Source organism: Pseudomonas syringae group sp. 247E2, assembly GCF_032587795.1.
Lineage (GTDB): Bacteria > Pseudomonadota > Gammaproteobacteria > Pseudomonadales > Pseudomonadaceae > Aquipseudomonas > Aquipseudomonas amygdali.
Genome location: NZ_JAWHPK010000029.1, coordinates 103,579 through 129,831 on the forward strand (window position 1 = coordinate 103,579; position 26,253 = coordinate 129,831).

At 58.1% G+C, this 26,253-nt stretch carries 22 protein-coding genes and 3 tRNA genes; 7 read left to right on the forward strand and 18 right to left on the reverse strand.

Going from position 1 to position 26,253, the window contains the following annotated elements:
- Positions 1 to 162: 162 nt before the first annotated feature.
- The 6 genes from clpX to RYC18_RS23100 form a co-directional block, all read right to left on the reverse strand.
- Positions 163 to 1,446 (reverse strand): ATP-dependent Clp protease ATP-binding subunit ClpX, encoded by a 1,284-nt coding sequence (gene clpX, locus RYC18_RS23075; protein ID WP_002552735.1) that lies wholly within the window; start codon positions 1,444 to 1,446, stop codon positions 163 to 165.
- A gap of 106 nt (positions 1,447 to 1,552) precedes the next feature.
- Entirely contained in the window at positions 1,553 to 2,194 is a 642-nt protein-coding gene (gene clpP / locus RYC18_RS23080) for an ATP-dependent Clp endopeptidase proteolytic subunit ClpP (RefSeq protein ID WP_002552734.1), read from the reverse strand.
- A 91-nt stretch (positions 2,195 to 2,285) separates the two neighbouring features.
- Complete coding sequence (gene tig / locus RYC18_RS23085) at positions 2,286 to 3,596, reverse strand: trigger factor (RefSeq protein WP_002552733.1); 1,311 nt, start codon at positions 3,594 to 3,596, stop codon at positions 2,286 to 2,288.
- Positions 3,597 to 3,978: 382 nt separating this feature from the next.
- A tRNA-Leu gene (locus RYC18_RS23090) sits at positions 3,979 to 4,063 on the reverse strand.
- 56 nt (positions 4,064 to 4,119) lie between these two features.
- Positions 4,120 to 4,195 (reverse strand) — tRNA-His (locus tag RYC18_RS23095).
- A 51-nt stretch (positions 4,196 to 4,246) separates the two neighbouring features.
- Positions 4,247 to 4,323 (reverse strand) — tRNA-Arg (locus RYC18_RS23100).
- Between the two features lie 293 nt (positions 4,324 to 4,616).
- Here RYC18_RS23100 and folD point away from each other — a divergent pair.
- The gene (folD, locus tag RYC18_RS23105; RefSeq protein WP_005743880.1) at positions 4,617 to 5,471 is read left to right on the forward strand and encodes a bifunctional methylenetetrahydrofolate dehydrogenase/methenyltetrahydrofolate cyclohydrolase FolD; all 855 of its coding nucleotides are present in this window, start codon (positions 4,617 to 4,619) and stop codon (positions 5,469 to 5,471) included.
- A gap of 61 nt (positions 5,472 to 5,532) precedes the next feature.
- On the opposite strand, the gene RYC18_RS23110 is transcribed toward folD, so the two are convergent.
- The 6 genes from RYC18_RS23110 to RYC18_RS23135 form a co-directional block, all read right to left on the reverse strand.
- Positions 5,533 to 7,305, reverse strand: a complete 1,773-nt coding sequence (locus tag RYC18_RS23110) for an ABC transporter substrate-binding protein (protein ID WP_044321923.1) — start codon at positions 7,303 to 7,305, stop codon at positions 5,533 to 5,535.
- Positions 7,306 to 7,390: 85 nt separating this feature from the next.
- Positions 7,391 to 7,663 (reverse strand): DUF2160 domain-containing protein, encoded by a 273-nt coding sequence (locus RYC18_RS23115; protein WP_002552730.1) that lies wholly within the window; start codon positions 7,661 to 7,663, stop codon positions 7,391 to 7,393.
- A 12-nt stretch (positions 7,664 to 7,675) separates the two neighbouring features.
- On the reverse strand, positions 7,676 to 8,476 hold the full coding sequence (locus RYC18_RS23120; RefSeq protein ID WP_003315280.1) for a carbohydrate ABC transporter permease: 801 nt from the start codon (positions 8,474 to 8,476) through the stop codon (positions 7,676 to 7,678).
- A 10-nt stretch (positions 8,477 to 8,486) separates the two neighbouring features.
- Positions 8,487 to 9,353: a carbohydrate ABC transporter permease gene (locus RYC18_RS23125; RefSeq protein WP_002552729.1), complete on the reverse strand. Its 867-nt coding sequence runs from the start codon at positions 9,351 to 9,353 to the stop codon at positions 8,487 to 8,489.
- Positions 9,346 to 10,461 carry an ABC transporter ATP-binding protein gene (locus RYC18_RS23130; RefSeq protein WP_316886888.1) on the reverse strand — a complete coding sequence of 372 codons (1,116 nt, stop codon included), beginning with the start codon at positions 10,459 to 10,461 and terminating at the stop codon, positions 9,346 to 9,348. The genes RYC18_RS23125 and RYC18_RS23130 overlap by 8 nt, the downstream gene beginning before the upstream one ends.
- On the reverse strand, positions 10,461 to 11,555 hold the full coding sequence (locus RYC18_RS23135; RefSeq protein ID WP_002552727.1) for an ABC transporter ATP-binding protein: 1,095 nt from the start codon (positions 11,553 to 11,555) through the stop codon (positions 10,461 to 10,463). Before RYC18_RS23135 ends, RYC18_RS23130 begins: the two co-directional genes overlap by 1 nt.
- Positions 11,556 to 11,854: 299 nt before the next feature.
- Between RYC18_RS23135 and RYC18_RS23140 the strand changes: the two genes are divergently transcribed.
- A complete protein-coding gene (locus tag RYC18_RS23140; RefSeq protein WP_316886889.1) occupies positions 11,855 to 13,708 on the forward strand; it encodes a sigma-54-dependent Fis family transcriptional regulator in 1,854 nt (617 codons plus the stop codon).
- A gap of 124 nt (positions 13,709 to 13,832) precedes the next feature.
- On the opposite strand, the gene cysS is transcribed toward RYC18_RS23140, so the two are convergent.
- Both cysS and RYC18_RS23150 read right to left on the reverse strand, forming a co-directional pair.
- A complete protein-coding gene (gene cysS, locus RYC18_RS23145; protein ID WP_011168154.1) occupies positions 13,833 to 15,215 on the reverse strand; it encodes a cysteine--tRNA ligase in 1,383 nt (460 codons plus the stop codon).
- Between the two features lie 21 nt (positions 15,216 to 15,236).
- Positions 15,237 to 16,931 (reverse strand): glutamine--tRNA ligase/YqeY domain fusion protein, encoded by a 1,695-nt coding sequence (locus RYC18_RS23150; protein ID WP_316886890.1) that lies wholly within the window; start codon positions 16,929 to 16,931, stop codon positions 15,237 to 15,239.
- 207 nt (positions 16,932 to 17,138) lie between these two features.
- Here RYC18_RS23150 and RYC18_RS23155 point away from each other — a divergent pair, with 207 nt between their 5' ends.
- Positions 17,139 to 17,642, forward strand: coding sequence for a peptidylprolyl isomerase (locus RYC18_RS23155; RefSeq protein ID WP_004661308.1), 504 nt, complete (start codon positions 17,139 to 17,141; stop codon positions 17,640 to 17,642).
- Entirely contained in the window at positions 17,639 to 18,385 is a 747-nt protein-coding gene (gene lpxH, locus RYC18_RS23160) for a UDP-2,3-diacylglucosamine diphosphatase (RefSeq protein WP_005733173.1), read from the forward strand. The genes RYC18_RS23155 and lpxH overlap by 4 nt, the downstream gene beginning before the upstream one ends.
- 257 nt (positions 18,386 to 18,642) lie before the next feature.
- Here the strand turns inward: lpxH and RYC18_RS23165 are convergent, their stop codons facing one another.
- From RYC18_RS23165 to RYC18_RS23175, 3 genes are all read right to left on the reverse strand, one after another.
- Positions 18,643 to 19,980, reverse strand: coding sequence for an MFS transporter (locus tag RYC18_RS23165; protein WP_044321928.1), 1,338 nt, complete (start codon positions 19,978 to 19,980; stop codon positions 18,643 to 18,645).
- A 148-nt stretch (positions 19,981 to 20,128) separates the two neighbouring features.
- The gene (locus tag RYC18_RS23170) at positions 20,129 to 21,073 is read right to left on the reverse strand and encodes a 1-aminocyclopropane-1-carboxylate deaminase/D-cysteine desulfhydrase (protein ID WP_316886891.1); all 945 of its coding nucleotides are present in this window, start codon (positions 21,071 to 21,073) and stop codon (positions 20,129 to 20,131) included.
- Positions 21,074 to 21,098: 25 nt separating this feature from the next.
- On the reverse strand, positions 21,099 to 23,138 hold the full coding sequence (locus RYC18_RS23175; protein WP_058408484.1) for an NADPH-dependent 2,4-dienoyl-CoA reductase: 2,040 nt from the start codon (positions 23,136 to 23,138) through the stop codon (positions 21,099 to 21,101).
- 203 nt (positions 23,139 to 23,341) lie between these two features.
- Between RYC18_RS23175 and RYC18_RS23180 the strand changes: the two genes are divergently transcribed.
- A complete protein-coding gene (locus tag RYC18_RS23180; RefSeq protein ID WP_316886892.1) occupies positions 23,342 to 24,475 on the forward strand; it encodes a nitrilase-related carbon-nitrogen hydrolase in 1,134 nt (377 codons plus the stop codon).
- Between the two features lie 2 nt (positions 24,476 to 24,477).
- Positions 24,478 to 25,518: an AraC family transcriptional regulator gene (locus RYC18_RS23185; protein WP_005733179.1), complete on the forward strand. Its 1,041-nt coding sequence runs from the start codon at positions 24,478 to 24,480 to the stop codon at positions 25,516 to 25,518.
- A 6-nt stretch (positions 25,519 to 25,524) separates the two neighbouring features.
- On the opposite strand, the gene RYC18_RS23190 is transcribed toward RYC18_RS23185, so the two are convergent.
- The gene (locus tag RYC18_RS23190; protein ID WP_010208991.1) at positions 25,525 to 25,944 is read right to left on the reverse strand and encodes a hypothetical protein; all 420 of its coding nucleotides are present in this window, start codon (positions 25,942 to 25,944) and stop codon (positions 25,525 to 25,527) included.
- A 121-nt stretch (positions 25,945 to 26,065) separates the two neighbouring features.
- Between RYC18_RS23190 and RYC18_RS23195 the strand changes: the two genes are divergently transcribed.
- Positions 26,066 to 26,253: pyridoxal-phosphate dependent enzyme (locus RYC18_RS23195; RefSeq protein ID WP_410478383.1), on the forward strand; the 188-nt coding region annotated here is incomplete at its 3' end.

Below are 26,253 nucleotides of genomic sequence, written 5' to 3' on the forward strand. Positions count from 1 at the left end.
TGAAGCCAAGATGGGGGTAGCGTCCAAAAAAAACAAGCTCTAGAGCCACGACCCGCCAAGATCAATTTCTTCATACAAAACGAATGAACGGCTGAAAAATGCAAAAGGGGGCCAAAAAGGCCCCCTTCCGTATTACTTCACACGCCCATACACCTGCGTGTGTTACGCGTCAGGGGCAACCTTGGCAGGCGGCTCACTGTTTTCGTAGATCAGTAGCGGCTTGGACGTACCATCGATAACGCTCTCATCGATCACCACCTTGCTCACGTCACTTTGCGAAGGAATTTCGTACATGGTGTCGAGCAGCACGCCTTCGAGGATGGAACGCAAGCCACGGGCACCGGTCTTGCGCTCCAGCGCGCGACGGGCAACCGACTTCAACGCGTCGGTGCGGAACTCGAGGTCCACGCCTTCCATCTCGAACAGCTTGGCATACTGCTTGGTCAGCGCATTCTTCGGCTCGGTGAGGATCTGTATCAAAGCAGCCTCATCCAGCTCGTCCAGCGTTGCAAGCACTGGCAGACGGCCCACGAACTCGGGGATCAGACCGAACTTGACCAGATCGTCAGGCTCGACTTCACGCAGGGACTCGCCAACCTTCTTGCCCTCCTCCTTGCTGCGAACCTCGGCGTTGAAGCCGATGCCGCCACGGGTGGAACGGTTCTGAATGACCTTTTCCAGGCCCGAGAAGGCACCACCGCAGATAAAGAGGATGTTGCGTGTGTCCACTTGCAGGAATTCCTGCTGCGGATGCTTGCGACCACCTTGCGGAGGAACGGAAGCCACGGTGCCCTCGATCAGCTTCAGCAAGGCTTGCTGCACGCCTTCGCCGGAAACGTCACGAGTGATCGAAGGGTTGTCGGATTTGCGCGAAATCTTGTCGATTTCATCGATGTAGACAATGCCCATCTGGGCCTTCTCGACATCGTAATCACATTTCTGCAACAGCTTCTGGATAATGTTTTCAACGTCCTCACCCACATAACCGGCTTCGGTCAGGGTGGTGGCGTCAGCGATGGTGAACGGCACATTGAGCAGACGGGCCAGTGTTTCGGCCAGCAGCGTCTTGCCGGAGCCCGTAGGGCCGATCAGCAGGATGTTGCTCTTGCCCAGTTCAACGTCGTCGTTCTTTTTGTCGCGCTGGTTCAGACGCTTGTAGTGGTTGTACACCGCTACTGCGAGGACCTTTTTGGCACGTTCCTGACCGATTACATACTGGTCAAGGATGCCGCTGATTTCTTTAGGCGAAGGCAATTTATGCGCGCTGCTTTCGGCCTGTGCTTCCTGCACCTCCTCGCGGATGATGTCGTTGCACAGGTCGACGCACTCGTCGCAGATAAAGACCGAGGGGCCGGCAATCAATTTGCGCACTTCATGCTGGCTTTTGCCACAGAAGGAGCAATAGAGCAATTTGCCGTTGTCCTCGCCGTTGCGGGTGTCAGTCATTCGATCGATCCAATCCGGTAGGCTTGCAACACAAGATGAAGGCTATTGCGGGCTTTTTCAAGTCCGCAGGCGGTCGGTTGTGCCGACCCCCTACATTTTGAGCCGCTTAGGCAGGCATTTGACGCTTGTTGATCACGGAGTCGATCAGGCCGTATTCAGCCGCACGCTCTGCGCTCATGAAGTTGTCACGCTCGGTGTCGCGCTCGATGGTTTCGAGGCTCTGGCCGGTGTGATGCGCCAGCAGCGAGTTGAGACGATGACGAATGTGCAGGATTTCCTTGGCATGGATGTCGATATCCGACGCCTGACCCTGGAAACCGCCCAGCGGCTGGTGAATCATCATCCGCGAGTTGGGCAGGCAATGACGCTTGCCTTCTGCACCACCGGCCAGCAGGAATGCACCCATGCTGCAAGCCTGACCGATACAGATAGTCGAAACGTCCGGCTTGATGAACTGCATGGTGTCGTAGATCGACATGCCTGCTGTCACCGAACCGCCCGGCGAGTTGATGTAGAGATGGATATCCTTGTCCGGGTTTTCCGCTTCAAGGAAGAGCAGTTGTGCCGCGATAAGGTTGGCCATGTAGTCCTCTACCGGACCAACCATAAAGATGACTCGCTCCTTGAGAAGGCGCGAATAGATGTCATAGGCGCGTTCGCCACGGGCGGACTGCTCGATAACCATCGGGACCAGGCCGCCAGCGGCCTGGATGTCAGAGTTCTGCTGAATATAAGAATTGCGGGACATGTCCTGCATTCACTCCCAAATAGTCGAGTCTTGAATACGCACAAGCCAGCGCGAAGGCTGGCTTGTGGGTGTTTTCGCACGAAAAGAGAAATCAGTCGGCTTTTGGAGCTTCCACCGGCTTGACAGCTTCTTCGTAGGAGACCGATTTGTCGGTCACGCTAGCTTTCTGCAAAACAGTATCTACAACTTGCTCTTCAAGCACAACAGAACGTACCTCGTTCATTTGCTGCTCGTTCTTGTAGTACCAGGCAACAACCTGCTCAGGCTCCTGATAGGCGGATGCCATTTCCTGAATCATTTCACGTACGCGAGCATCATCAGGCTTGAGGTCGAACTGCTTGACGACCTCGGCAACGATCAGACCCAGCTCGACGCGACGCTTGGCCTGCTCTTCGAACAGCTCAGCCGGCAACTGGTCTGGCTTGATGTTGCCGCCGAACTGTTGAACAGCCTGGACGCGCAGACGGTTGACTTCGTTTTCCAGCAGCGCTTTAGGCACTTCGATCGGGTTGGCAGCCAGCAGACCGTCCATGACCTGATTCTTGACCTTGGACTTGATCGCCTGACGCAGCTCGCGCTCCATGTTCTTGCGAACCTCGGTGCGGAAGCCTTCGATACCGGTTTCCTTGATACCGAACTGCTTGAAGAACTCTTCGTTCAGCTCAGGCAGCTTTGGCTCGGAAACGGTATTGACGGTCACGGTGAACTCGGCAGCCTTGCCGGCCAGCTCAAGGTTCTGATAGTCCTCGGGGAAGGTCACGTTCAGAACGCGCTCTTCGCCAGCCTTGGCGCCAACCAGACCGTCTTCGAAACCAGGAATCATGCGACCGGAACCCAGCACCAGCTGGGTAGCCGTAGCAGAACCGCCAGCGAACACTTCGCCGTCGACCTTGCCCACGAAATCGATGTTCAGCTGGTCTTCGTTCTGAGCAGCACGGTCGGCCACTTCAAAACGAACGTTCTGCTTGCGCAGTACTTCCAGCATGTTGTCCAGATCGCTGTCCGCCACGTCGGCAGACAGGCGCTCTACGGCGATGGTGTCGAAACCGGCAACGGTGAATTCCGGGAATACTTCGAAAGTAGCCACGTATTCCAGGTCTTTGCCTTTTTCGAAAGATTTCGGCTCTACAGCAGGAGCACCGGCCGGGTTCAGCTTCTGCTCAACCACAGCTTCGTAGAAAGTAGCCTGAATCAGATCGCCCAGTGCTTCCTGACGTGCGCCGTCTTCATAACGCTGACGGATCACGCTCATAGGCACCTTGCCTGGGCGGAAGCCCGGGATCTTGGCTTTACGTGCGGTCTGCTGCAGACGCTTGTTGACTTCAGTCTCGATGCGTTCGGCAGGCACGCCAATGGTCATGCGGCGCTCAAGAGCGGAAGTATTTTCAACAGAAACTTGCATGGATATTCCTCGTTGCACAGACGTTAGCCGGCCGTTTCCGACCCCAGAATCAAGGGCATGCATTCTAGTGGGTCAAACTCAAGAAGTCACCCTACTGAAAAAGGGCGGGTTAACAAGAAGGAATCGGACTACAGCCGGAGGAGAAAGGAAAACACCTCGCATCACTCGCGACGTGTCTGGCACGGCCCCTATATAAGGAAACCTCTGCGCCGGACGATGACCGAATCCATCTACATAGCACGCCCCACTCGACCGGCGGCAATAGGGCCGCCGGACCCGCGAGGCGATGGAACGAATACGCCAAAACAAAAAAAGCCGCACTAGGCGGCTTTCTTTTTGTAGCTTTTGCAACCGAAGCGTTACCACTCGACTACAGTTATCCTGGTGCGGACGGAGAGACTCGAACTCTCACACCTTGCGGCGCTGGAACCTAAATCCAGTGTGTCTACCAATTCCACCACATCCGCATTTCAGACTTTTAAAGCAAAGGCGCCAGACTATAAATCTGGCGCCCTTCTTAATATGGGGTGGACGATGGGGTTCGAACCCACGACCGCAGGAGTCACAATCCTGTGCTCTACCAACTGAGCTACGCCCACCATATTGCGCGTGACGATAAAACTTACTTGCTGTGCCAAAGCTGCCTTGAATGGCGCACCCGGCAGGACTCGAACCTGCGACCATCCGCTTAGAAGGCGGATGCTCTATCCAGCTGAGCTACGGGCACTTATATAATTTGTATTCTTGCGATAACAAACTAAAAGGCTTTCAATCACACCGAGCTGATTTGCAACTCTGCCTGACCTAATCAACCAGTGCTAGCTTAACCAGTGCTGGGCTCTGCCCGGCAAGTGCGACGAATCTTATAGACGGCCCCTGGGGTCGTCAACCTTTTTTTGAAAAAAATTCAGCTAGATAAAGGAGTTAGCGGAATATCCACAGCATGCGCCTTTGCCCTCGCGCCATGTCATGCGAGAATGCGCGCTCATTTTATTTCCTCTCGATGGTTAATCACGCGTCATGACTGCAAAACTAATCGACGGCAAGGCGATCGCCGCCAGCCTGCGCCAGCAGATCGCCAAACGTGTCGCCGAACGTAGCCAGCAAGGTCTGCGCACGCCGGGCCTCGCGGTGATTCTGGTCGGCAGCGACCCTGCCTCTCAGGTCTATGTCTCTCACAAGCGCAAGGACTGCGAGGAAGTCGGCTTTATCTCCCAGGCCTATGACTTGCCCGCTGATACCACTCAGGTTGCGCTGACCGATCTGATCGACCGCCTCAATGAAGACGCCGCTGTCGACGGCATCCTCCTGCAATTGCCTTTGCCAGCCCATCTGGACGCATCGCTGCTGCTCGAGCGCATCCGCCCGGACAAGGACGTGGACGGTTTCCATCCTTATAACGTCGGCCGTCTGGCCCAGCGCATTCCCCTGCTGCGACCGTGCACACCCAAAGGGATCATTACCCTGCTGGAAAGCACCGGAGTCGATCTGTACGGTCTGGATGCTGTGGTGGTTGGCGCGTCGAACATTGTCGGCCGCCCCATGGCGATGGAATTGCTGCTGGCGGGCTGCACCGTCACCGTGACCCACCGTTTCACCAAGGATCTGGCAGGCCATGTGAGCCGTGCCGATCTGGTGGTGGTTGCCGCTGGCAAGCCCGGCCTGATCAAGGGCGAATGGATCAAGCCCGGCGCGATTGTCATCGACGTCGGCATCAACCGTCAGTACGATGGCAAGCTGGTTGGCGACGTGGTTTACGAGACTGCCCTGCCCCGCGCCGGCTGGATCACCCCTGTCCCTGGCGGCGTTGGTCCCATGACCCGTGCCTGCCTGCTGGAAAACACGCTGTACGCCGCAGAAACCCTGCACGACTGATCAGCCTGCAGCAATAAAAAACGGCACCCTCAAGGTGCCGTTTTTTTACCTCGACAAAACCTTACTTCTTGCCAGCCTCCCAGCTCTTCAGCAGGTCAGCGTAAGCGATGGTTTCACCCTTCGGTTTCTCGTTGGCCAGCTTGCGTTGCGGTGCGAGGAATTTGCCACCGCTTTGCTCAGCCTTGGTATACCACTCCTCGGCAGAGGTCTCGGGATTCATCTTCGGCGCACACTTGCTGGCTTCCTGAACCTTGGAACGTTCGATGCGCGTCATGATGGCATCCTGATCCTTGGCCAGACCATCCAGCGCCTGCTGTGCTGTCTTCTCGCCGGTGACCGCCTCGGCAACGTGGCTCCACCACAACTGTGCCAGTTTCGGATAATCAGGCACGTTGGTCCCGGTAGGCGACCATTGCACACGTGCCGGGCTGCGATAGAACTCCACCAGACCACCCAGTTTCGGTGCCAGCGCGGTCATCTCCTTGGAGTTGATGTCGGACTCGCGAATCGGCGTCAGACCGACAATGGTCTTCTTCAGCGAAACGCTTTTCGAGGTCACGAACTGCGCATACAACCAGGCCGCCAGGCGCTTCTTCTCGTCGGAAGATTTCAGGAAGGTCCATGACCCCACGTCCTGATAACCGAGCTTCATACCTTCTTTCCAGTAAGGTCCTTTTGGCGAAGGTGCCATGCGCCATTTCGGCGTGCCATCGGCGTTCATGACTGGCAGGCCGGGCTTGGTCATGTCGGCAGTAAAGGCGGTGTACCAGAAGATCTGTTGCGCGACGTTACCCTGCGACGGAACCGGCCCGGACTCCGAAAAGGTCATGCCCGCAGCTTCAGGCGGTGCGTAGGCTTTCAGCCAGTCGATGTATTTCTGGGTCGCGAACACCGCCGCTGGCCCGTTGGTATCGCCACCGCGGGTAATGCTGGAGCCGACCGGATGGCAATCCTCTACACGGATGCCCCACTCGTCAACCGGCAAACCGTTAGGCAAGCCCTTGTCGCCACTGCCGGCCATGGAGAACCAGGCATCGGTGAAGCGCCAGCCCAGCGACGGGTCCTTCTTGCCGTAATCCATGTGCCCGAAGACTTTCTTGCCGTCGATCTCCTTGACGTCTTCGCTGAAGAATTTGGCAATGTCTTCGTAGGCCGACCAGTTGACCGGGACGCCCAGCTCATAGCCGTACTTGTCTTTGAACTTCTTTTTCAGGTCGGGACGTTCGAACCAGTCGGCACGGAACCAGTACAGGTTGGCGAATTGCTGATCAGGCAGCTGGTAAAGCTTGCCGTCCGGCGCGGTAGTGAACGAGGTGCCGATGAAATCTTTCAGGTCCAGAGTCGGCGAGGTGACCTTGCTGCCTTCCGGACTGGCCATCAGGTCGGTCAGCGACAGTGCCTTGCCGTAGCGGAAGTGTGTCCCGATCAGGTCCGAGTCGTTGACCCAGCCGTCGTAGATACTTTTGTCCGACTGCATGGCGGTCTGCAGTTTTTCGATCACATCACCCTCTTGCAGCAGGTCATGGGTGACTTTGATACCAGTGATTTCAGTGAAGGCCTTGGCCAGGGTTTTCGATTCGTACTCGTGGGTGGTCAGGGTTTCCGACACCACCTTGATGTCCATGCCACGGAACGGCTCGGCGGCCTTGATGAACCACTCCAGCTCTTTCAACTGTTCTGCATCGGAAAGCGTACTCGGCTTGAATTCACTGGCCGCCCACTTCTTCGCCGCATCTTCGTACTGATCTGCCCACGCCGAAACACTCAACCCGCTGAGCATCATCATGGTCGCCAGCGTCACGCTATGTTGCAGCTTGTTTTTCTTATTGAACATAGTCATCTCCAATGTTGCTTTTATGTAGTCCCGCTTTTCGAATATCGCCGACCGGATCACCCCGGCAATCGCGCCCGGCCGCCCTCTAACCCCAACGCATCACCACCAACAGCCACACCAGGGAGGCCCCTGAAGCGATCCAGACACTCCAGTCGGTCGCGCCTATCACCAGCAAATGCAGGTAAGCGCTACCCAGAAGCCCAATGAACAAACGGTCGCCACGCGTGGTGGCAATCGGCAGAAAACCACGGCGCTCGATACTTGCCGAGCGCAACTCCCATACGGTCATCCCCGCCAGAAGCAATGCGATGCTGATGAAAAAGGCCGCAGTGGGCAGTGTCCAGGACATCCACTCCATTTTTTCGACTCCTCAGACACGACCAAGAGCAAAGCCCTTGACCACATGGTTGCGAACGAACCAGATCACCAGCATACCCGGCAGGATAGTCAACACCCCCGCCGCCGCCAGCACTCCCCAATCGATACCCGACGCCGAGACCGTGCGAGTCATTACCGCAGCAATCGGTTTGGCATTGACCGATGTCAGGGTGCGCGCCAGCAGTAGCTCGACCCAGGAGAACATGAAGCAGAAAAACGCGGTAACACCGATACCCGAGCCAATCAGCGGAATGAAAATCTTCACGAAAAACTTCGGAAAGCTATAACCGTCGATGTAGGCCGTTTCATCGATTTCCTTGGGAACGCCGGACATGAAGCCCTCCAGAATCCATACCGCCAGCGGAACGTTGAACAAGCAATGCGCCAGTGCAACGGCGATGTGCGTGTCAAACAGGCCAATGGACGAGTAGAGCTGGAAAAACGGCAGCAGGAACACGGCCGGTGGTGCCATGCGATTGGTCAGCAGCCAGAAGAACAGGTGCTTGTCGCCGAGAAAACGATAGCGAGAGAACGCGTAGGCTGCCGGAAGCGCAACGCTCAGCGATATCACGGTATTGAGGCACACGTAGTACAGCGAGTTCAGGTAACCGCTGTACCAGCTTTCGTCGGTGAAAATCACCTTGTAGTTGGCCAGGGTAAAGTCCTGCGGCCACAGGGTCAGGCCACCGAGGATCTCGGTATTGGTCTTGAACGACATGTTGATCAGCCAGTAAATCGGCACCAGCAGAAACAACAGGTAAATCCACAGCGGTATGATTTTGCGCAGACTCATGACCAGCCCCTCAATTCTTTTCGCTGTGAGTCATGGCGGTGTAGAACACCCATGACACCAACAGAATGATCAGGAAGTACACCAGCGAGAACGCCGCCGCAGGCCCCAGGTCGAACTGCCCGAGCGCCATGGTGGTCAGGGTCTGACTGAGGAAGGTGGTGGAGTTGCCAGGACCGCCACCGGTGAGCACGAACGGCTCGGTGTAGATCATGAAGCTGTCCATGAAGCGCAGCATTACCGCGATCAGCAGCACGCTTTTCATCTTCGGCAGCTGGATGTGCCGAAAGATGGCCCAGCCGGAGGCACGATCAATCCGCGCCGCCTGATAGTAGACATCCGGAATGGCTCGCAGCCCTGAATAGCACAGCAAAGCCACCAGCGAAGTCCAGTGCCAGACGTCGATGACCAGCACTGTCACCCAGGCATCCGAAGCATTGGCGGCGTAGTTGTAGTTGATGCCCAGCACGTTGTTCAACGTGTAACCCAGCAAGCCGATATCGCCACGGCCGAAGATCTGCCAGATGGTACCGACCACGTTCCACGGAATCAGCAACGGAATGGTCATCACAATCAGGCACAGCGAAGACCAGCGGCCTTTGGTGGGCATGGTCAGGGCAATCGCGATACCCAGCGGGATCTCGATCAGCAGTACACAACCCGAGTAAATGAACTGGCGCAGCAGCGAATCGTGCAGGCGCGGGTCCTGCAAGACCTGACGGAACCAGTCAGTACCAACAAAATAGCGGCTGGACTGGTCGAAGATGTCCTGCACCGAGTAGTTGACCACAGTCATCATCGGGATAATCGCGCTGAATGCCACCAGCAAAAACACCGGCATCACCAGCCACCAGGCTTTGTTGTTCTGCACCTTACGCATGGGACACCTCACTGGCCGGGCCGGCTTCAAGCAGGTAATCGTCGGCATAGAGCATCAGCCATTGCCCTGGAAAGCTGATCCAGGCCTGGCCGTGCGGCACCGGTTTGTCTTCCTGCAAACGAACCTTGAGCAGTTGCCCGGCCAGTTTCAGGGTAATGATCTTGTAGGTACCGAGGTCTTCCACATAGGTCACGTCGGCGCACATCGCATCGTCGTAAGGCCCGTCCCAGACATGCACGAACTCTGGACGAATGCCCACTTTCAGGCTTTTCCACGGTGTACTGGCAAGCTTTTGCTGCAACGACTCAGGCAGCGGCAGATGAATGTCGGCAAAACCGACACCGCCCGGTTGAGGCGTAACTTCAATCAGGTTCATGCCAGGGCTGCCGATGAAATAGCCGACAAAGGTGTGCGAAGGCTTTTCAAACAGCTCCCGCGGCGTGCCAAACTGCACAATCTGTCCGCCATACATCACGGCGATCTTGTCGGCGAAAGTCGACGCCTCCAGTTGATCGTGGGTGACGTAAACCATGGTGATATTGAACTGCTCGTGGATCTGCTTGAGCTTGCGCCGCAGCTTCCACTTCAGGTGCGGGTCAATCACGGTCAGCGGTTCGTCGAAGAGGATCGCCGACACGTCATCGCGCACCAGCCCGCGACCCATGGAGACTTTCTGCTTTTCGTCCGCGCTGAGGTTGCGCGCTTTCTTTTTCAGCAGCGGCTGCAGGTCCAGGACATCGGCAATTTCATTGACCTTGATGAGAATCCGCGCCTCGTCCAGGCCCTGATTGCGCAACGGAAAGGCCAGGTTATCGAACACGGTCATGGTGTCGTAGATCACTGGAAACTGGAAAACCTGAGCGATGTTGCGACGCTCCGGGGGCAGCTCATTGACCACTTTCGAGTCGAACAGCACTTGCCCTTGAGAGGGACTGAGCAGCCCCGAAATGATATTGAGCAAGGTGGACTTGCCGCAGCCGGACGGCCCGAGCAGCGCGTAAGCCCCGCCCTGCTCCCAGATGTGGCTCATCTCGCGAATTGCATAATCGTCAGGACCAGGCGTGGCGCTGTAACTGTGCGCCAGGTTCTGCAAGCGGATCTCGGCCATCAGGCAACCCTCGCCATGCGCAGGCCCGGCGCCTGAATCAGGCCGCCCTGCTGATCGAATACAAATAATTTGTGAGTCGGGATGTACACCCGAATCGATGCGTCAACGTCGTAGGCATGCACGCCCGGCAGGTGCAAAACCAGTGAAAACAGCTCGTTGCGCACATGCAGAAAGGTTTCCGAGCCGCTGATTTCTGCCAGCTCGACGGTGACCGCCAGCTCCAGATCATCATCGTTGGAAGGCACAAGGCTCAAATGGCTGGGGCGCACACCAAAGCGGTACTCACCATCCCCGACGGCCCGCAGGTCGACGTTGAGCGGGAAATGCACAAAGTTGGCGAAGCTGACCTCATTGCCGTCTATTCGACCCGGCATCAGGTTGATCGGCGGTTCAGAGAACAGCTCGGCCGCCAATACCGTGCTCGGCCGGTGATAGACCTCGGGAGTCTTGCCGCTCTGCACCACCCGCCCTTCATGCAGAATGGTGGTGGTGCCACCCAGCGCCAGCGCTTCATTGGGCTCGGTAGTGGCATAGATGGCAATGGTATGGCGGGCTGCAAACAGCTCGCGCATTTCCTGACGCAGCTCTTCACGCAGCTTGTAATCAAGGTTGACCAACGGCTCGTCGAACAGGATCAACTCGGCGTCCTTGACCAGCGCTCTGGCCATAGCGGTGCGCTGCTGCTGCCCACCGGACAGTTCGAGGGGATGGCGTTGCAGGAATTTTTCGATGCGCAGCATCTTCGCGGTTTCCTGCACACGGCTGTGGATAACATCCTTGGACAGACCGGCCTGACGCAGCGGCGAGGCGATGTTTTCGAACACCGTCATGCTTGGGTAATTGATGAACTGCTGATAAACCATCGAGACGTTGCGCAGACGAACCGGTCGATTTGTAACGTCGACCCCGTTCATCAGCACCCGCCCGCTGTCAGGCTTGTCCAGCCCGGCCATCAGGCGCATCAGGCTGGTTTTGCCGGACAGGGTTCGCCCCAGCAGAACGTTGAAAGATCCTGGCTCAAAGCTCAGGGAAGCGTCGTCGATCCAGACCTGACCATCGACCGCGCGACTGACGTGCTCCAGCGTGAGAGACATGGCGTGCCCTTTGTTGTTTTTTTCTTAAGGGTGAATGCGTGACTGTTTGCAGATAGCGACATTCGTGCCAGCTCGGCCAGACTGCTTGCGAGCCGCGAAACAGAGCCTTCCCCTGTATTCATGGGGCAAAAGCGCTTTCACAGCTGAACAATAATGAACAGTAAACACTGAACACTTGAACAAAATGAACATTGACTTTGAACAAAACTGAACGACACTGGACGGACGTTGCGGGCAAGGATGGTCACGCCGACGGGACCTAAAAACAAAAACAACACGTCATATTCGCAGGCATCCTCATGTCTCAATCCAGCGCTTCGCTCGTTCACGACATCATCATTCAGGATTCATGGAGGCGCTGCCGGGATTTCGGTCTCAGCCATCAGACGCGCCCTTCATTCGGCCAACTGCCGGGCGCTGAGGTTTCCAGGCTGCTGGAGCGCCATCACGGGCTGGTGCAGACCACCCATCAGGAAGTCCTGCCGGTTTATGAAAACATTCTGAGCAACTCCAATTGCCTGATTCTGCTGGCCGACCCTCAAGGCCAGTTGCTCAAATCCTGGGGCGCGCAACGCTTCGTCGAGTCTTCTCAGGCACAGGGCTTCATGGCTGGCGCCAGCTGGAGCGAACGGGGCACCGGCACCAATGCCATCGGCACAGCACTGGCCTGTGAGCAGGCCATTCACATTGAACCGGACGAGCACTTCCTCAAGGCGAATCGCTTCATGACCGGTTCAGCTTCACCGATCTTCGATGCCGATCGGCGGATCATTGCCGTGCTGGATGTATCCAGTGACAGTTTCCTGCCCCCCTCGCATACCCTGGGTATGGTCAAGATGATGAGCCAGTCGGTGGAAAACCGACTGATCCTCGATCAGTTCCGCGACTCCCACTATCAGTTGATCTTCAATACGGGCCTGAACAATCTCGACAGCCAATGGGCAGGCCTGCTGATTTTTGACGAAAGCGGCCAGATCCTTTGCGCCAATCGACGCGCTGACAATTTGTTGGGGACGACGCCGTCCGGTGCCAGTATCGAAACGTTGTTCAAATGCCCGATCCTGCAACTGCTCAGCGAGACAGAAGCGCGGCCGTTTGCGCTGCACGCGTTTGGCAACAATCGCTTTCAATGTCTGCTCAAGCGTCCGACCCGCAAGCCGCTGAAGCTGCACAGCGTCCAACCGGCTCAGGCACCTGTCGCGCCGCGGAGCCTGGATCTGGAGGCGATCAGCCTGGGTGATGCAAAAATCGGGAAAGCCGTGAATCAGGCGCAGCGGCTGCTGGAAAAAGACATCCCGCTGCTGATCCACGGGGAAACCGGGGTCGGCAAGGAAGTGTTTGTCAAAGCCCTGCATCAAGCCAGTACTCGCACCACTCAGCCGCTGATCGCTGTCAACTGCGCGGCGATCCCGGCCGAACTGGTCGAGGCCGAGCTATTTGGCTATGAAAGAGGGGCGTTCACCGGTGCCAGTCAAAAAGGCAGCATTGGCCTGATTCGCAAAGCTGACAAAGGCACGCTGTTTCTGGATGAAGTCGGTGACATGCCCCTGCCGGTACAGGCGCGATTGCTGCGTGTGCTTCAAGAGCGCTGCGTTCAGCCGTTGGGCAGCAGTGAATTATATCCGGTAGACATACGCCTGATTTCAGCCACCAATCGCAGCCTGCGCGATCAGGTTCAGACGGGGCACTTTCGCCAGGACCTTTATTATCGAATCAGTGGGCTCAACATCGAGTTGCCGCCGTTGCGCGAGCGCACCGACAAACATGCACTCATCCAGCGTATTTGGGAGCGGCATCGCGACGCTCATCAACGGGCAGGGTTTTCCAGAGAGGTTCTCGAGCTATTCGAACATCACCCATGGCCGGGCAACATTCGTCAGCTCAACAGCGTGATTCAGGTGGCGCTGGCTTTGGCAGATGAACAGCCGATCAGTACCGAGCACCTGCCGGAGGATTTTCTGCTGGATATGGGCATGGATGAGGACTGCCGAGAGCCGGTGAAAACTCAGGAATCCACTGTGCGCCTTCACACGACAGAAGACCTGAGCCAACTGTTTCAAGCGGCTGGCGGAAATATTTCACAGCTGGCAAAACGTCTGGGGGTAAGCCGCAACACGCTGTACAAGCGGTTGCGGGAACAGCGGATTGTCTAGTTTTTGGCTTTCGGCAGACCGCACATCGAGGATCGGGCACGATAGTCTCCCGGGTCATTTCATTCCCATGCTCCGCGTGGGAATGCACTTCGTGACGTTCCGCGTCACTAGCCGCCTTATTTGATCAGTCCGCCAGACGCCAGGTCGTGCCGCCCTTGCCGTCTTCCAGCAGTACGCCCATGGCGGTGATCTGGTCGCGAATCCGGTCGGATTCGGCCCAGTCCTTCGCCGCGCGTGCAGCCAGACGTGCCTGAATCAGCGCTTCCACTTGCGCTGCATCGACCCGCCCTTCCGCGCCTGCACGCAAAAAGTCGTCGGCTTCGAGCTGCAGAACACCCAGCACACTGGCCAACTGCTTCAAGCGCGCCGCCAGACCCGCCGCTGCGGTGACATCGGATTCACGCAGGCGGTTGATCTCACGGACCATTTCGAACAGTACCGCACACGCTTCCGGCGTGCCGAAATCATCATTCATCGCCGTGCTGAAACGCTCGACGAACGCCTCCCCACCCGCAGGCTCGGCAACCGGCAACCCCTTGAGCGCGTGATAGAAGCGTTCCAGCGCCGCCTTCGACTCACGCAGGCTGTCTTCGGAGTAGTTGATCGCGCTGCGGTAGTGGCTGGATACCAGCAGGTAACGCACCACTTCCGGATGGTATTTCTCCAGCACGTCGCGGATGGTGAAGAAGTTGTTCAAGGACTTGGACATCTTCTCGCCATTGATGCGAATCATCCCGCAGTGCAACCAGGCATTGGCGTAGGTCTTGCCGGTGGCCGCTTCGCTTTGGGCAATTTCGTTTTCATGGTGCGGAAACTCCAGATCGCTGCCGCCACCATGAATATCGAAGGTGTCACCCAGGCAGCAGGTCGACATCACCGAGCATTCGATATGCCAGCCCGGACGCCCTGCGCCCCATGGCGACTCCCAGCTCGGCTCGCCAGGCTTGACGCCTTTCCAGAGCACGAAGTCCAGTGGGTCTTCCTTGGACTCATCCACTTCGATCCGCGCGCCGATGCGCAGGTCTTCTATCTTCTTGCGCGACAGCTTGCCGTAGCCCTGAAACTTGCCCACACGGTAATACACGTCGCCGTTACCCGGAGCGTAGGCATAGCCCTTGTCGATCAGGGTCTGGATCATCGCGTGCATGCCAGCGATGTGATCGGTGGCACGCGGCTCCATGTCCGGCTTGAGGATATTGAGGCGCGCCTCGTCCTCGTGCATGGCGTCGATCATGCGCGCAGTCAGCGCGTCGAACGACTCACCGTTGTCACGCGCACGATTGATGATCTTGTCGTCAATATCGGTGATGTTGCGCACATAAGTCAGCTCGTAACCGCTGAAGCGCAACCAGCGAGTCACCAGATCGAACGCCACCATGCTGCGGCCATGGCCCAGATGGCAGTAGTCGTACACGGTCATCCCGCAGACGTACATGCGCACCTTGTTGCCATCCAGCGGTTTGAATACTTCTTTGCTCTTGGTGAGCGTGTTGTAAATAGAAAGCACTATCTGCCCCTCGGACATATCTCAGGTCCAGGAATCCCGCAACGTGACCGTGCGGTTGAAGACTGGTTGACCGGGTTTCGAGTCCTTGATGTCCGCGCAGAAATAACCTTCGCGTTCGAACTGGAAACGGTCTTCCGGTTGCGCGTGTCCCAATGATGGTTCAGCACGACAACCGGTCAGCACTTGCAGGGAATCGGGGTTGATATTGTCCAGAAAGCTCGCGCCGTCTTCGGCTTTTTCCGGGTTGGCGGAGCGGAACAGGCGGTCATACAGACGCACTTCGCATTCAACGCTCTCGGCCGCTGGCACCCAGTGCACAACGCCCTTGACCTTGCGGCCTTCAGGGTTCTTGCCCAGGGTGTCCGGATCGTAGGAGCAACGCAGCTCGACGATATTGCCCTCTGCGTCCTTGATCGCTTCGTCGGCGCGAATCACATAGCTGCCACGCAAACGTACTTCACCATTGGGTTCAAGACGTTTGTAGCCTTTTGGCGGCTCTTCCATGTAATCGTCGCGATCGATATAGATCTCCCGCGAAAACGGCAGCTCGCGCATGCCCAGATCTTCTTTCGGATGGCGCGGCAGTTCCAGCTTCTCGACCTGGCCTTCCGGGTAGTTGGTGATGACCACTTTCAGGGGGCGCAGCACACACATGGCGCGCGGCGCGCTGTGGTCCAGGTCGTCGCGAATGCTGAATTCGAGCATACCGAAATCGACCACCCCGTCAGAGCGGTTGGTGCCGATCATATCGCAGAAATTGCGAATCGATTTCGGCGTGTAGCCACGACGACGAAAACCGGACAGCGTCGACATGCGCGGGTCATCCCAGCCACTGACGTGTTTCTCGTCAACCAGTTGCTTGAGCTTGCGCTTGCTGGTGATGGTGTAGTTCAGGTTCAGCCGCGAGAACTCATACTGACGCGGTTTGCACGGCACCGGCAGGTTGTCGAGGAACCAGTCGTACAGCGGACGATGGCTTTCGAACTCCAGGGTGCAGATCGAGTGGGTGATGCCTTCAAGGGCATCCGACTGACCGTGGGTGAAGTCATAGATCGGGTAGATGCACCACTTGTCGCCGGTCTGATGGTGATGCGCATGACGAATGCGGTAGATGATCGGGTCACGCAGGTTCATGTTCGGCGAGGCCATGTCGATTTTGGCACGCAGTACACGAGCGCCATCTTCGAATTCACCAGCCTTCATACGCGCGAACAGGTCGAGGTTGTCCTCGACGCTGCGCTCACGGAACGGACTGTTCTTGCCCGGCTCGGTCAGGGTGCCGCGGTATTCGCGGGCCTGCTCGGGGGTCAGATCGTCAACGTAAGCCTTGCCTGCCTTGATCAGCTCGACCGCCCAGTCGTGCAACTGGTCGAAATACTGCGAGGCGTAGCGCACTTCGCCCGCCCACTCGAAGCCCAGCCACTTGACGTCGCTCATGATGGCGTCGATGTATTCCTGGTCTTCCTTGGCCGGGTTGGTGTCATCGAAACGCAGGTGCGTATCGCCACCGAACTCCTTGGCCAGACCGAAGTTCACGCAGATCGACTTGGCGTGACCGATGTGCAGGTAACCGTTGGGCTCTGGCGGAAAACGCGTGATGATTTTACTGTGCTTGCCCGAGTCCAGGTCTGCCTGCACGATTGGACGCAGGAAATTGGTCGGTACGGCTGGGCCTGCCTTGGAATGGGCAGCGGGTTCTGGAGTGGGCTTGCTCATAGGATCCTTGGACATACGTGCGCGGCCAGGGTAGGCCGACTAAATCAAAGCGCTTATCATAGCCGAAGCTGTCAAGTCCCTGACAACAGAGTGCACATTTGAGGGCATAAAAGCTGCAAAAGCGCTGAAAAATGTAACCTCGTCCGTAAACTGCGCGTCAGGGTCATAATGTGCCCATTCATGCATGACTATAGAGCGACTTTCCACATGTCCAAAGTAAAGCTGACCACCAACCACGGCGACATCGTTCTGCAACTGAACGCAGAAAAGGCGCCACTGACTGTAGCCAACTTCATCGAATACGTTAACGCTGGCCACTACGAAAACACGGTTTTCCACCGTGTAATCGGTAACTTCATGGTTCAGGGCGGCGGTTTCGAGCCTGGCATGAAAGAAAAGAAAGACAAGCGCCCAAGCATCCAGAACGAAGCCGACAACGGTCTGCCGAACAAGAAGTACAGCGTCGCCATGGCCCGCACCATGGAGCCGCATTCGGCCTCTGCGCAGTTCTTCATCAACGTGGCTGACAACGCCTTCCTGAACCACAGCGCCAAGACCGTTCAGGGCTGGGGTTACGCTGTATTCGGTGAAGTGATCGAAGGCACTGATGTCGTCGACAAGATCAAGGGCGTTGCGACTACCAGCAAAGCCGGTCATCAGGACGTGCCTGCAGAAGACGTGATCATCGAGAAAGCCGAGATCGTTGAGTGATACTGCTGATCTCCGATCTGCACCTTGAACAGGAGCGCCCGGACATTACCCGGGCGTTTCTGGATCTGCTCGCGGGCCGCGCCCGCGAAGCCGAGGCGCTGTATATCCTCGGGGATTTCTTTGAAGTCTGGATCGGTGACGACGCCATGTCACCGTTTCAGCTTTCAATCTGCAAGGCCCTGCGCGCATTGAGTGACAGCGGCACACGAATTTTTCTGATGCACGGCAACCGCGACTTCATGATCGGCAAGGGTTTCTGCAAGGCAGCGGGTTGCACCCTGTTGAGCGATCCGAGCGTCGTGCAGTTGAACGGTGAGCGCGTGCTGTTGATGCATGGCGATAGCCTGTGCACCCGCGATGAAGGTTATATCCGGATGCGCCGTTATCTGCGCCATCCGCTGACGCTTTTCATTCTGCGCCATTTGCCGCTGGGCACCCGGCACAAGCTGGCGCGCAAGTTGCGCAATGAAAGCCGTGCGCAAACCCGTATGAAGGCCAATGATATTGTCGATGTGACGCCAGACGAGGTGCCGCGGATCATGCAGCAGTTCGACGTGCGTACTCTGGTCCACGGCCACACTCATCGCCCCGCGATTCATAAGTTGCAGATCGGCGATCAGGCAGCCAGACGCATTGTGCTGGGCGACTGGGATCGTCAGGGCTGGGTGTTGCAGGTGGATGAGCAGGGTTTCAGTCTGAACTCATTCGACTTTGTGCCCGAGACGACTGCGCTGTTGAATTGATGGCGCGGGAACGCGGCTGAGAGCACAGCGGTTCTGCGATGTCAGGTGGATTGGGGTTCGACTCAGGTCACCTTTTTCGCCCCTCGGCGAGTTACTTTGAGGGGCCATAGTAACCAAAGCCCTCGCTCCTGTTTCCGGCCCGACTTCGTCATTCCTTCACCCTGTCACTAAGGTCGCACTCTGCGTCGCCAGTGCCATCGCGGTTGAAACGCACTGCATTGGCAGCTGCTATTTATATGGCATGCCGATCGTGACGCTCAGGCAATCGACCCCATCACCGGCTCTTCGCCTGCAACGGGCACATCATGCAGCGAGATTTTCGAGGTCTCCGGTAAGGCCAGGCCGCCAGCCATCGCCAATACAGCTACGGCAATGAGGTAGAACGCTGGCGACAGGTTGCTGCCCGTGACACCGATCAGCCAGGTCGCCACCAGCGGCGCGGTGCCGCCGAACAGGGTGTAGGCCATGTTGTAGGTGATTGCCGAGGCGGTATAGCGGGTGCGGGTCGGGAAGGTTTCCGACAACAGCGCTGCCGTCACTACACCGCACAGCACTGCGCCCACAGCAAGCAGCATGACCCCGATGATCGAGGCAATGAACGAGCCGGAGCTGGCCATCAGGAATGACGGAAACACCACGACCATCAACAGAGTACAGGCCGTTGCCATGGTGACCCGACGGCCTACCCGATCCGAATAGGCACCGGCCAGCGGACAGAGAGCAGCGGCGAAGGCCAGTGCGATCAACGAAACCAGCAGCGCCGTCGCCCTGCTCAACCCGCCAGCCACTTGCAGGTAGGTCGCAAAGTAAGTGGTGAACATATAGAACGACAGCGCCGTCAACGACACGAACGCTCCCAGACAACACATGGCAGCTGCATGATGGCGCAAGGTGTCCTTTAGTGGCGAGTGAGCCACGGCGTGCTCTTGCGTGACAGCCTGAAAGGCCGGAGTTTCGTCGAGCTTCCAGCGCAAGTACAAGCCGACCAGACCCAAGGGCGCTGCAATCAAAAACGGCAGGCGCCAGCCCCAACTGCCCATGGCTTCGGTCGACAGTGACGACTCCAGCGCGTAAGCCACCACTGCCGCGGCAGCGAAGGCGGAAAACGTCGACACCGGCACAAAGCTGCCGTACCAGGCCCGCTGCGTGCGTGGCGCGTGCTCCATGAGGTAGGCGCAGGCCCCGGCATACTCGCCACCGGCCGAGAAACCCTGCGCACAACGAATAACGGTCAGCAGAATCGGCGCCATCACGCCAATCGCCGCATACGTCGGCAACAGACCGATCAGTGTGGTCGCGCCTGCCATCAACAGGATGGTCATCGCCAGGGTCTTCTTGCGCCCGATGCGGTCACCCAGCATGCCAAAGAAAATCCCGCCCAATGGCCGGAATGCGAAGGCCACGGCAAACACGGCGAAGGTTTTCAACAACGCGGCGCTGCTGTCACCGCTGGGGAAAAACTGCAGCGCGATGGTGGTTGCCAGAAAGCCGTACACGGCGAAATCGAACCATTCGACGAAGTTGCCGATGGCCGCCGCGACGATGACCTTTTTCAGCGTGGCAGGATCGACTTGCTCTACGGCGGTAGTTGTCATGGCTGACCTCAGCGTATTGATCTGGAATGGACCAATTATCGAGACAGCGACCCGGATGCCTCACTCCAGAAGTGTCATCCACGTAGTCATGGCCGACGTCTCGCCACCGATCTGCGCAGAATTCATGCCAAAGGCTCTGCCACAAGGCTTACAGGCCCATCGCGCGCCGCCCCTGCAGGCCACCGGTATGGACGAGGACCAGACGGCTGCCTGACTTGAACCGACCGGCCAGCACCTCATCGTGCAGGGCCAGCAAAGCCTTGCCGGTGTACAAGGGCTCCAGAGGTACGCCGCTATGCGCCTCGCTGCTGGCGATGAAGTCGAGCAGCGCGGCATCGGTTCTGGCGAAACCGCCCCGGCTGGCCTCCAGCAGTACACAGGCAGCGGGCAGGTTCGGCGAGGCGTTCACCTGCGACCCTGCGGCTTCTTTCAACACAGCCACGATGTTTTGAGCAACGCCATGATCGTCCGGCACCGCCATCGCGCCATATACCGGATGGGCGCCGGCCTCGGCCAACAGCAAACCGGCAAGCGTTGTGCCTGTGCCGACTGCCAGCCACCAGCCGTGATAATCGTCCCAGCCAAGGTGCCCGAGCTGGCTATCGACCATCTCCCGCAACCTTGCGCAGCCCAGCGCACCGGCAAGCCCGCCACCGCCTTCGGCAATCGGATACAGCTCAGTATATTGCGCCTGCCAGGGCAGCCAGAAATCCGCAGCATGTCGTGCTCGATAACCCGCATAACCCAGCCAATGCAATTGCATGCCAAAAGCTTGCAGGTCCAGTACCGTCGGCGTCTGCTGGGCGTGACCACGCAACAGTCCCACCGTCGGGAAACCGAAGCGCCTGCCCGCTGCTGCCAGAGCATGGAGATGATTGGAGTGTGCGCCGCCCAGGCTGATCAATCCCTCTGCACCCGCCTCGACAGCCTGGGTCAGGTGTTCGCTGAGCTTGAACCATTTGTTGCCGCTGATGAGCGAGTCAATAAGGTCCAGGCGCAGGATCGCCACCTCGACCCCGGCATCTTGCAGCCAGGGCAGGTTCAAGCGTTGCAGCGCAGCAGTGGGCTGCCAGTCAAGGGCGTCAACAATCATCCGCGCAGTTTACAGACAAGCTCAATCAGAGCGCAGCGGCCAGACGCGAACCTTGATCGATAGCGCGTTTGGCATCCAGCTCGGCGGCAACGTCTGCACCGCCGATCAGATGCACGCTTTGCCCGGCGGAGACCAGATCGTCATACAGCTCGCGCAGCGGGTCCTGCCCGGCGCAAATCACAATGTTATCTACCGCCAGCAGCTTTTCCTCGCCGTCTTCACCAATGCGAATATGCAACCCGGCATCGTCGATTTTCAGGTACTGGACACTGTTTAGCATCTGCACCTGCTTGTTTTTCAGCCCGGTGCGGTGAATCCAGCCGGTGGTCTTGCCCAGGCCGTCGCCCACCTTGGAGCTCTTGCGTTGCAGCAGGTACACCTGGCGTGCCGGGGCGTGCACATCAGGTTTGATCCCGGCCACGCCGCCGCGCGCTTCAAGCATGGTATCGATGCCCCACTCCTTCCAGAACGCCTCACGATCCAGGCTGGTGGCCACGCCCTGATGCACGAGAAATTCCGACACATCGAAACCGATACCGCCTGCGCCGATCACTGCCACGCTGCGCCCGACCGGCTTGCGCTGCAAAATGACATCCAGATAGCTGAGCACTTTTTGGTTATCGATACCTGGGATGGCAGGAGTGCGCGGTGCGATGCCGGTTGCCAGAATCACCTCGTCAAAGCCGGCCCCCAGCAAGTCTTCAGCTTTTATGCGAGTGCCGAGGCGCAACTGCACGCCGGTTTCTTCCACTTTATTGCGGAAGTAACGCAGCGTCTCGGAAAACTCTTCCTTGCCCGGCACGCGCTTGGCGATATTGAACTGGCCGCCGATTTCGCTGGCCGAATCGAACAACGTCACCTCATGTCCGCGCTGTGCAGCAACGGTTGCAGCAGCCAGACCGGCAGGACCGGCACCCACCACGGCAATTTTCTTCACCTGCCGGGTGGGCAGGTAGTTGAGCTCGGTCTCGTGACAGGCGCGCGGGTTGACCAGGCAACTGGTGAGCTTGCCGCCGAAGGTGTGGTCAAGACAGGCCTGATTACAGCCGATGCAGGTGTTGATCCGTTCAGCGTGCCCCGCCGCAGCCTTGTTGACGAATTCCGGGTCGGCCAGAAAAGGACGAGCCATCGAGACCATGTCGGCGTCGCCTTCGCTGAGGATACGCTCGGCAACTTCCGGAGTATTGATGCGGTTGGTAGTGATCAGCGGCACCTTCACCGAACCACGCAGTTTGGCAGTGACCTTGCTGAACGCTGCACGCGGCACCTTGGTGGCGATGGTCGGAATACGTGCCTCGTGCCAACCGATCCCGGTGTTGATCAGCGTCGCACCCGCCTGCTCGACCGCCTTGGCCAGCTGGACGATCTCTTCCCAGGTGCTACCACCCTCCACAAGATCCAGCATCGACAGTCGAAAGATAATGATGAAATCCGCACCGACCGCCTCACGCACCCGCGTAACGATCTCGACCGCCAGGCGCATGCGGTTTTCATAGCTGCCGCCCCAGCGATCGGTGCGGTGGTTGGTATGTGCGGCGAGGAATTGATTGATGAAATAGCCTTCCGAACCCATGATTTCGACACCGTCATACCCGGCACTGCGGGCCAGCGTGGAACAGGTCACGAAATCAGCGATCTGCTTTTCGATGCCCTCTTCGTCCAGCTCACGCGGCGTGAACGGGTTGATCGGTGCCTGGATAGCACTCGGCGCAACCTGCTTGCGGCTATAGGCGTAGCGACCGGCATGCAGGATCTGCAGGCAGATCTTGCCGCCAGCCTCGTGGACCGCACGGGTAACGATGCGATGCTGCTCCGCCTCTTCAGCATTGGTGAGTTTTGCCGCACCGTCGTAGACGCCACCCTCTTCGTTGGGCGCGATCCCGCCGGTCACCATCAACCCGACCCCGCCGCGTGCCCGCTCGGCAAAATAAGCCGCCATGCGCTCGAAACCACCCGGCCGCTCTTCAAGACCAGTGTGCATCGAGCCCATCAAGGTCCGGTTGCGCAAGGTTGTGAAGCCCAGGTCCAGCGGGGCCAGCAGGTGCGGGTAATGAGCAGCAGTCATGGCGAAGCTCCATCGAGTCAATCACGGGAAAACAAGGACCTCTGCGGGTCCTCTCATGGGCAACAGTAAAGACGCATCCAGCCCCACACTCAATGACCGAAAGTGACAAGTTATTGATCCAAACGCGCAGCGGCACTTGGCAAGCGCCTGACGCCGTCCTACCCTAGTCGACAATTCCCTGATGGCAGCCAGCCGGCCTTTTTATGCGCAAACTCTTCGCCATCTGTCTGATCCTGCTGAGCGTAGCCAGCCTTGTCAGTTACGCAGTCTGGACCGGACAACGTCCGGCGGGCCACTACCTGTCTGATCTGCGCATTCGCCTGGCAATCAATGAAGGCGAGCCCAGTGAACGCGGAAACCTGCTGGGCATCGAGCCGGAGCTGTTCCCCACGGACTATCAGAACACTGACCGACTGCACCGCAAGCTGGCCGCCTATCTGCAACAGGCCCGCGATTACGGGCTGATCAACCACAGAACGGTGGTAGTACTCCCCGAGCATATCGGCACCTGGCTGTTCGCCAGTGGCGAGAAGGATGAGCTTTATCAAGCAGCAACAGTCGATGAAGCGATGGACTGGCTGTCCTGGAGCAATCCGCTGCAATTCATCACGGCGATGCTCAGTGCCGAAGGCCGGGACCGTGTGGATGACGCCCATCTGCGCCTCAAGGCACGATCGATGGCACGCGACTACCAGGCACTGTTCGGCAGCCTGGCCAAAGAGTTCGGCATAACACTGGTGGCAGGCTCGATTGTGCTGCCGGAACCAAGCGTTGAAAACGGTCAGTTGAAAGTCGGTAAAGGCGGCCTGTACAACAGCAGCCTGACATTCGGCAGCGATGGCCAGCCGCTCGGCCAGCCTCAGCGTCAGCTGTATCCGGACCGTTTTCAGAAACGCTACGTGCACACGGCGAGCGACGCACCATTGAATGTGCTCGACACGCCCGCAGGGCGTCTGGCCGTGCTGATCGGTAGCGACAGTTGGTACGCGGACAATTACGCACGCTTGAATCAGAGCGGTGCGCAGCTGATTGCGGTGCCTGCCTTTGTGATCGGCAAGGCCACTTGGTCCGAACCGTGGCGCAAGCCTCGGCACTCAAGCATCGATATGGCAGCCGACAATCCAAGCGAGGGCGAAGCCTGGCATCGCCTGACCCTGATCGGCCGTCCAGCGCAAAGCAGTGCACAGGCAGGGGTCAGCGTGTTCATGCGCGGGCAATTCTGGAATCAGGGCGTTGCCGGGCAAAGTTTTGCCAGCCACGCAGGTCAGACAATTGCCGAACCGTCGTCTGACAATGGCCCCGCTGGCGGTGCCCGCCTGATCAACCTCTGGCTTTGACGATGCCGACCTTGACCCTGCGCCTTGGTGACCTGTCGGTGGGCTACATCCAGAGTCTGGCCGGTGCGGTCACTCGTTTAGGCAAGAATCCTGATCCGCTGCTCGAGCAGTACGGTCTGGACCCCGCCCGCCTGAGTCAGGCGCGTGCGCGACTGTCTATCCCACGCTACATGCGCCTGGGGCATGCTGCCATACAGCTTACCGGCCAGCCCGGGCTCGGCTTGCACATGGGCCAGCTCAGTCGTTTAGCGCATGCAGGTCTGGCGGGCGTGACCGCCGCCCAGGCTCCCACAGTGCGCGAGGCCGCCCGCACGCTGATCCGTTTCGAGCCATTGTATGCCTCCAACTATCGCGGTCAGTCAAGCTTTCACGAGGATGCGCAAGGCGCCTGGATGCGCTTCTATTCAATCAGCCCCTATAACGCTTACAACCGCTTTGTTGTGGACTCGATTTTGGCTGGCTGGCTGGCTCAGCTCTCAACACTGGCGGGCACCAGACTACGTGCACAACGTGTCGAGATCGAATTCGATGCGCCTGACTACGCCGCGCAATATGCCAGCCTGAGCGACAGCCCGGTGATATTTGCCGCAGCCACCAATCAACTGCGCCTGGATCAGAGCTGTCTTGCGTTACGCAACCCTGACCACTGCCCGAGTACCTGGCGGCATCTGCTGCAATTATGCGAAGGCGAACTGGAGCAGCAGACCCGTACCCGCAGCTTGCGTGAACGCATCATTCAACTGCTTGGGCCGCTATTGAACGGTGGCAGGGAACCGGATCTGGAAGAGGTGGCGGCAAGGCTCAAGCTGCCGACCTGGACACTGCGACGCAAGCTGGCCGAGGAAGGCACATGCTTTCGCGCCGTACTCAATGACACGCGGCGTGATCTGGCGATGACTTATATTCGCGACACTGAACTGGCGTTCGGGGAGATCGCCTACCTGCTGGGGTTCGCTTCTGCCGAAGCCTTTCAACGCGCCTTCAAACGCTGGAACGGACAGACTCCGGGAGAGTTCCGCCGCAGCCAGCGCCAAAGCGCATGAAGCCTTTCATAACTCGGTAGCGTCGTCGGCAGGCTCTACCGGGTCCAGCTCCGATGCACGGTATTCAAGCAGTTCTTCCTGGTATTCGTCCATTTCTTCGCCCTCTTGGCTGATTGAGTATGGGTGATAATTAAAGCTGAAATAACTGACCGCAAGATCAACATTAAAGTGCCAATGTGAAATAAAAATGTTGATCCCTATCAAACAGACGAAAAAGATCGTCGCCGATTCAGCACGTCTCTCGATACGCGGCCAGCCAGGCACTATTGACTTGCAGGCCCGTGTCGACCTAACCTCAGGGCCATGAACCTCATCAAGCAAAACCTCGGCCAGATTATTATTACCGTCATTCCAGTCATGGCGGGTTAGCCGACGTTTGCAAAAACCCGCCCTGGAGGCGGGTTTCTTCTGTCTCCTGGGCAACATTATTGAACCAGGAGTCAGACATGATCGTTATCCCTCGCTCTATCGCCCTTCGCGCCTTCCTGAACCTGATTATCGCTCTGCCACCTGTTGCGGCGCTGCGCATGTATGAGGGATCGACGCGATGAGCCAAGGCCAGTACGATCTGCTCAATCATTACGCTCGCAAGATCCTCACCTCCCGTGTTTATGACGTGGCTATCGAAACCCCGCTGCACGGCGCTCGCCAGCTGTCCGAACGGCTGGGCAATCAGGTGCTGCTCAAGCGCGAAGACCTGCAGCCGGTGTTCTCCTTCAAGATTCGCGGCGCGTA

What these genes read in the sequence shown, in the direction of transcription:
- RYC18_RS23150 (WP_316886890.1), bottom strand. Translation starts at nt 16,931, where the DNA reads ATGAGCAAGCCCACTCCAGAACCCGCTGCCCATTCCAAGGCAGGCCCA.
- RYC18_RS23120 (WP_003315280.1), bottom strand. Translation starts at nt 8,476, where the DNA reads ATGAGTCTGCGCAAAATCATACCGCTGTGGATTTACCTGTTGTTTCTG.
- RYC18_RS23175 (WP_058408484.1), bottom strand. Translation starts at nt 23,138, where the DNA reads ATGACTGCTGCTCATTACCCGCACCTGCTGGCCCCGCTGGACCTGGGC.
- RYC18_RS23155 (WP_004661308.1), top strand. Translation starts at nt 17,139, where the DNA reads ATGTCCAAAGTAAAGCTGACCACCAACCACGGCGACATCGTTCTGCAA.
- clpP (WP_002552734.1), bottom strand. Translation starts at nt 2,194, where the DNA reads ATGTCCCGCAATTCTTATATTCAGCAGAACTCTGACATCCAGGCCGCT.
- folD (WP_005743880.1), top strand. Translation starts at nt 4,617, where the DNA reads ATGACTGCAAAACTAATCGACGGCAAGGCGATCGCCGCCAGCCTGCGC.
- RYC18_RS23135 (WP_002552727.1), bottom strand. Translation starts at nt 11,555, where the DNA reads ATGTCTCTCACGCTGGAGCACGTCAGTCGCGCGGTCGATGGTCAGGTC.
- RYC18_RS23110 (WP_044321923.1), bottom strand. Translation starts at nt 7,305, where the DNA reads ATGTTCAATAAGAAAAACAAGCTGCAACATAGCGTGACGCTGGCGACC.
- RYC18_RS23115 (WP_002552730.1), bottom strand. Translation starts at nt 7,663, where the DNA reads ATGGAGTGGATGTCCTGGACACTGCCCACTGCGGCCTTTTTCATCAGC.
- RYC18_RS23170 (WP_316886891.1), bottom strand. Translation starts at nt 21,073, where the DNA reads ATGATTGTTGACGCCCTTGACTGGCAGCCCACTGCTGCGCTGCAACGC.
- RYC18_RS23125 (WP_002552729.1), bottom strand. Translation starts at nt 9,353, where the DNA reads ATGCGTAAGGTGCAGAACAACAAAGCCTGGTGGCTGGTGATGCCGGTG.
- clpX (WP_002552735.1), bottom strand. Translation starts at nt 1,446, where the DNA reads ATGACTGACACCCGCAACGGCGAGGACAACGGCAAATTGCTCTATTGC.
- tig (WP_002552733.1), bottom strand. Translation starts at nt 3,596, where the DNA reads ATGCAAGTTTCTGTTGAAAATACTTCCGCTCTTGAGCGCCGCATGACC.
- RYC18_RS23180 (WP_316886892.1), top strand. Translation starts at nt 23,342, where the DNA reads ATGCGCAAACTCTTCGCCATCTGTCTGATCCTGCTGAGCGTAGCCAGC.
- RYC18_RS23185 (WP_005733179.1), top strand. Translation starts at nt 24,478, where the DNA reads ATGCCGACCTTGACCCTGCGCCTTGGTGACCTGTCGGTGGGCTACATC.
- RYC18_RS23140 (WP_316886889.1), top strand. Translation starts at nt 11,855, where the DNA reads ATGTCTCAATCCAGCGCTTCGCTCGTTCACGACATCATCATTCAGGAT.
- RYC18_RS23130 (WP_316886888.1), bottom strand. Translation starts at nt 10,461, where the DNA reads ATGGCCGAGATCCGCTTGCAGAACCTGGCGCACAGTTACAGCGCCACG.
- RYC18_RS23190 (WP_010208991.1), bottom strand. Translation starts at nt 25,944, where the DNA reads ATGTTGCCCAGGAGACAGAAGAAACCCGCCTCCAGGGCGGGTTTTTGC.
- RYC18_RS23165 (WP_044321928.1), bottom strand. Translation starts at nt 19,980, where the DNA reads ATGACAACTACCGCCGTAGAGCAAGTCGATCCTGCCACGCTGAAAAAG.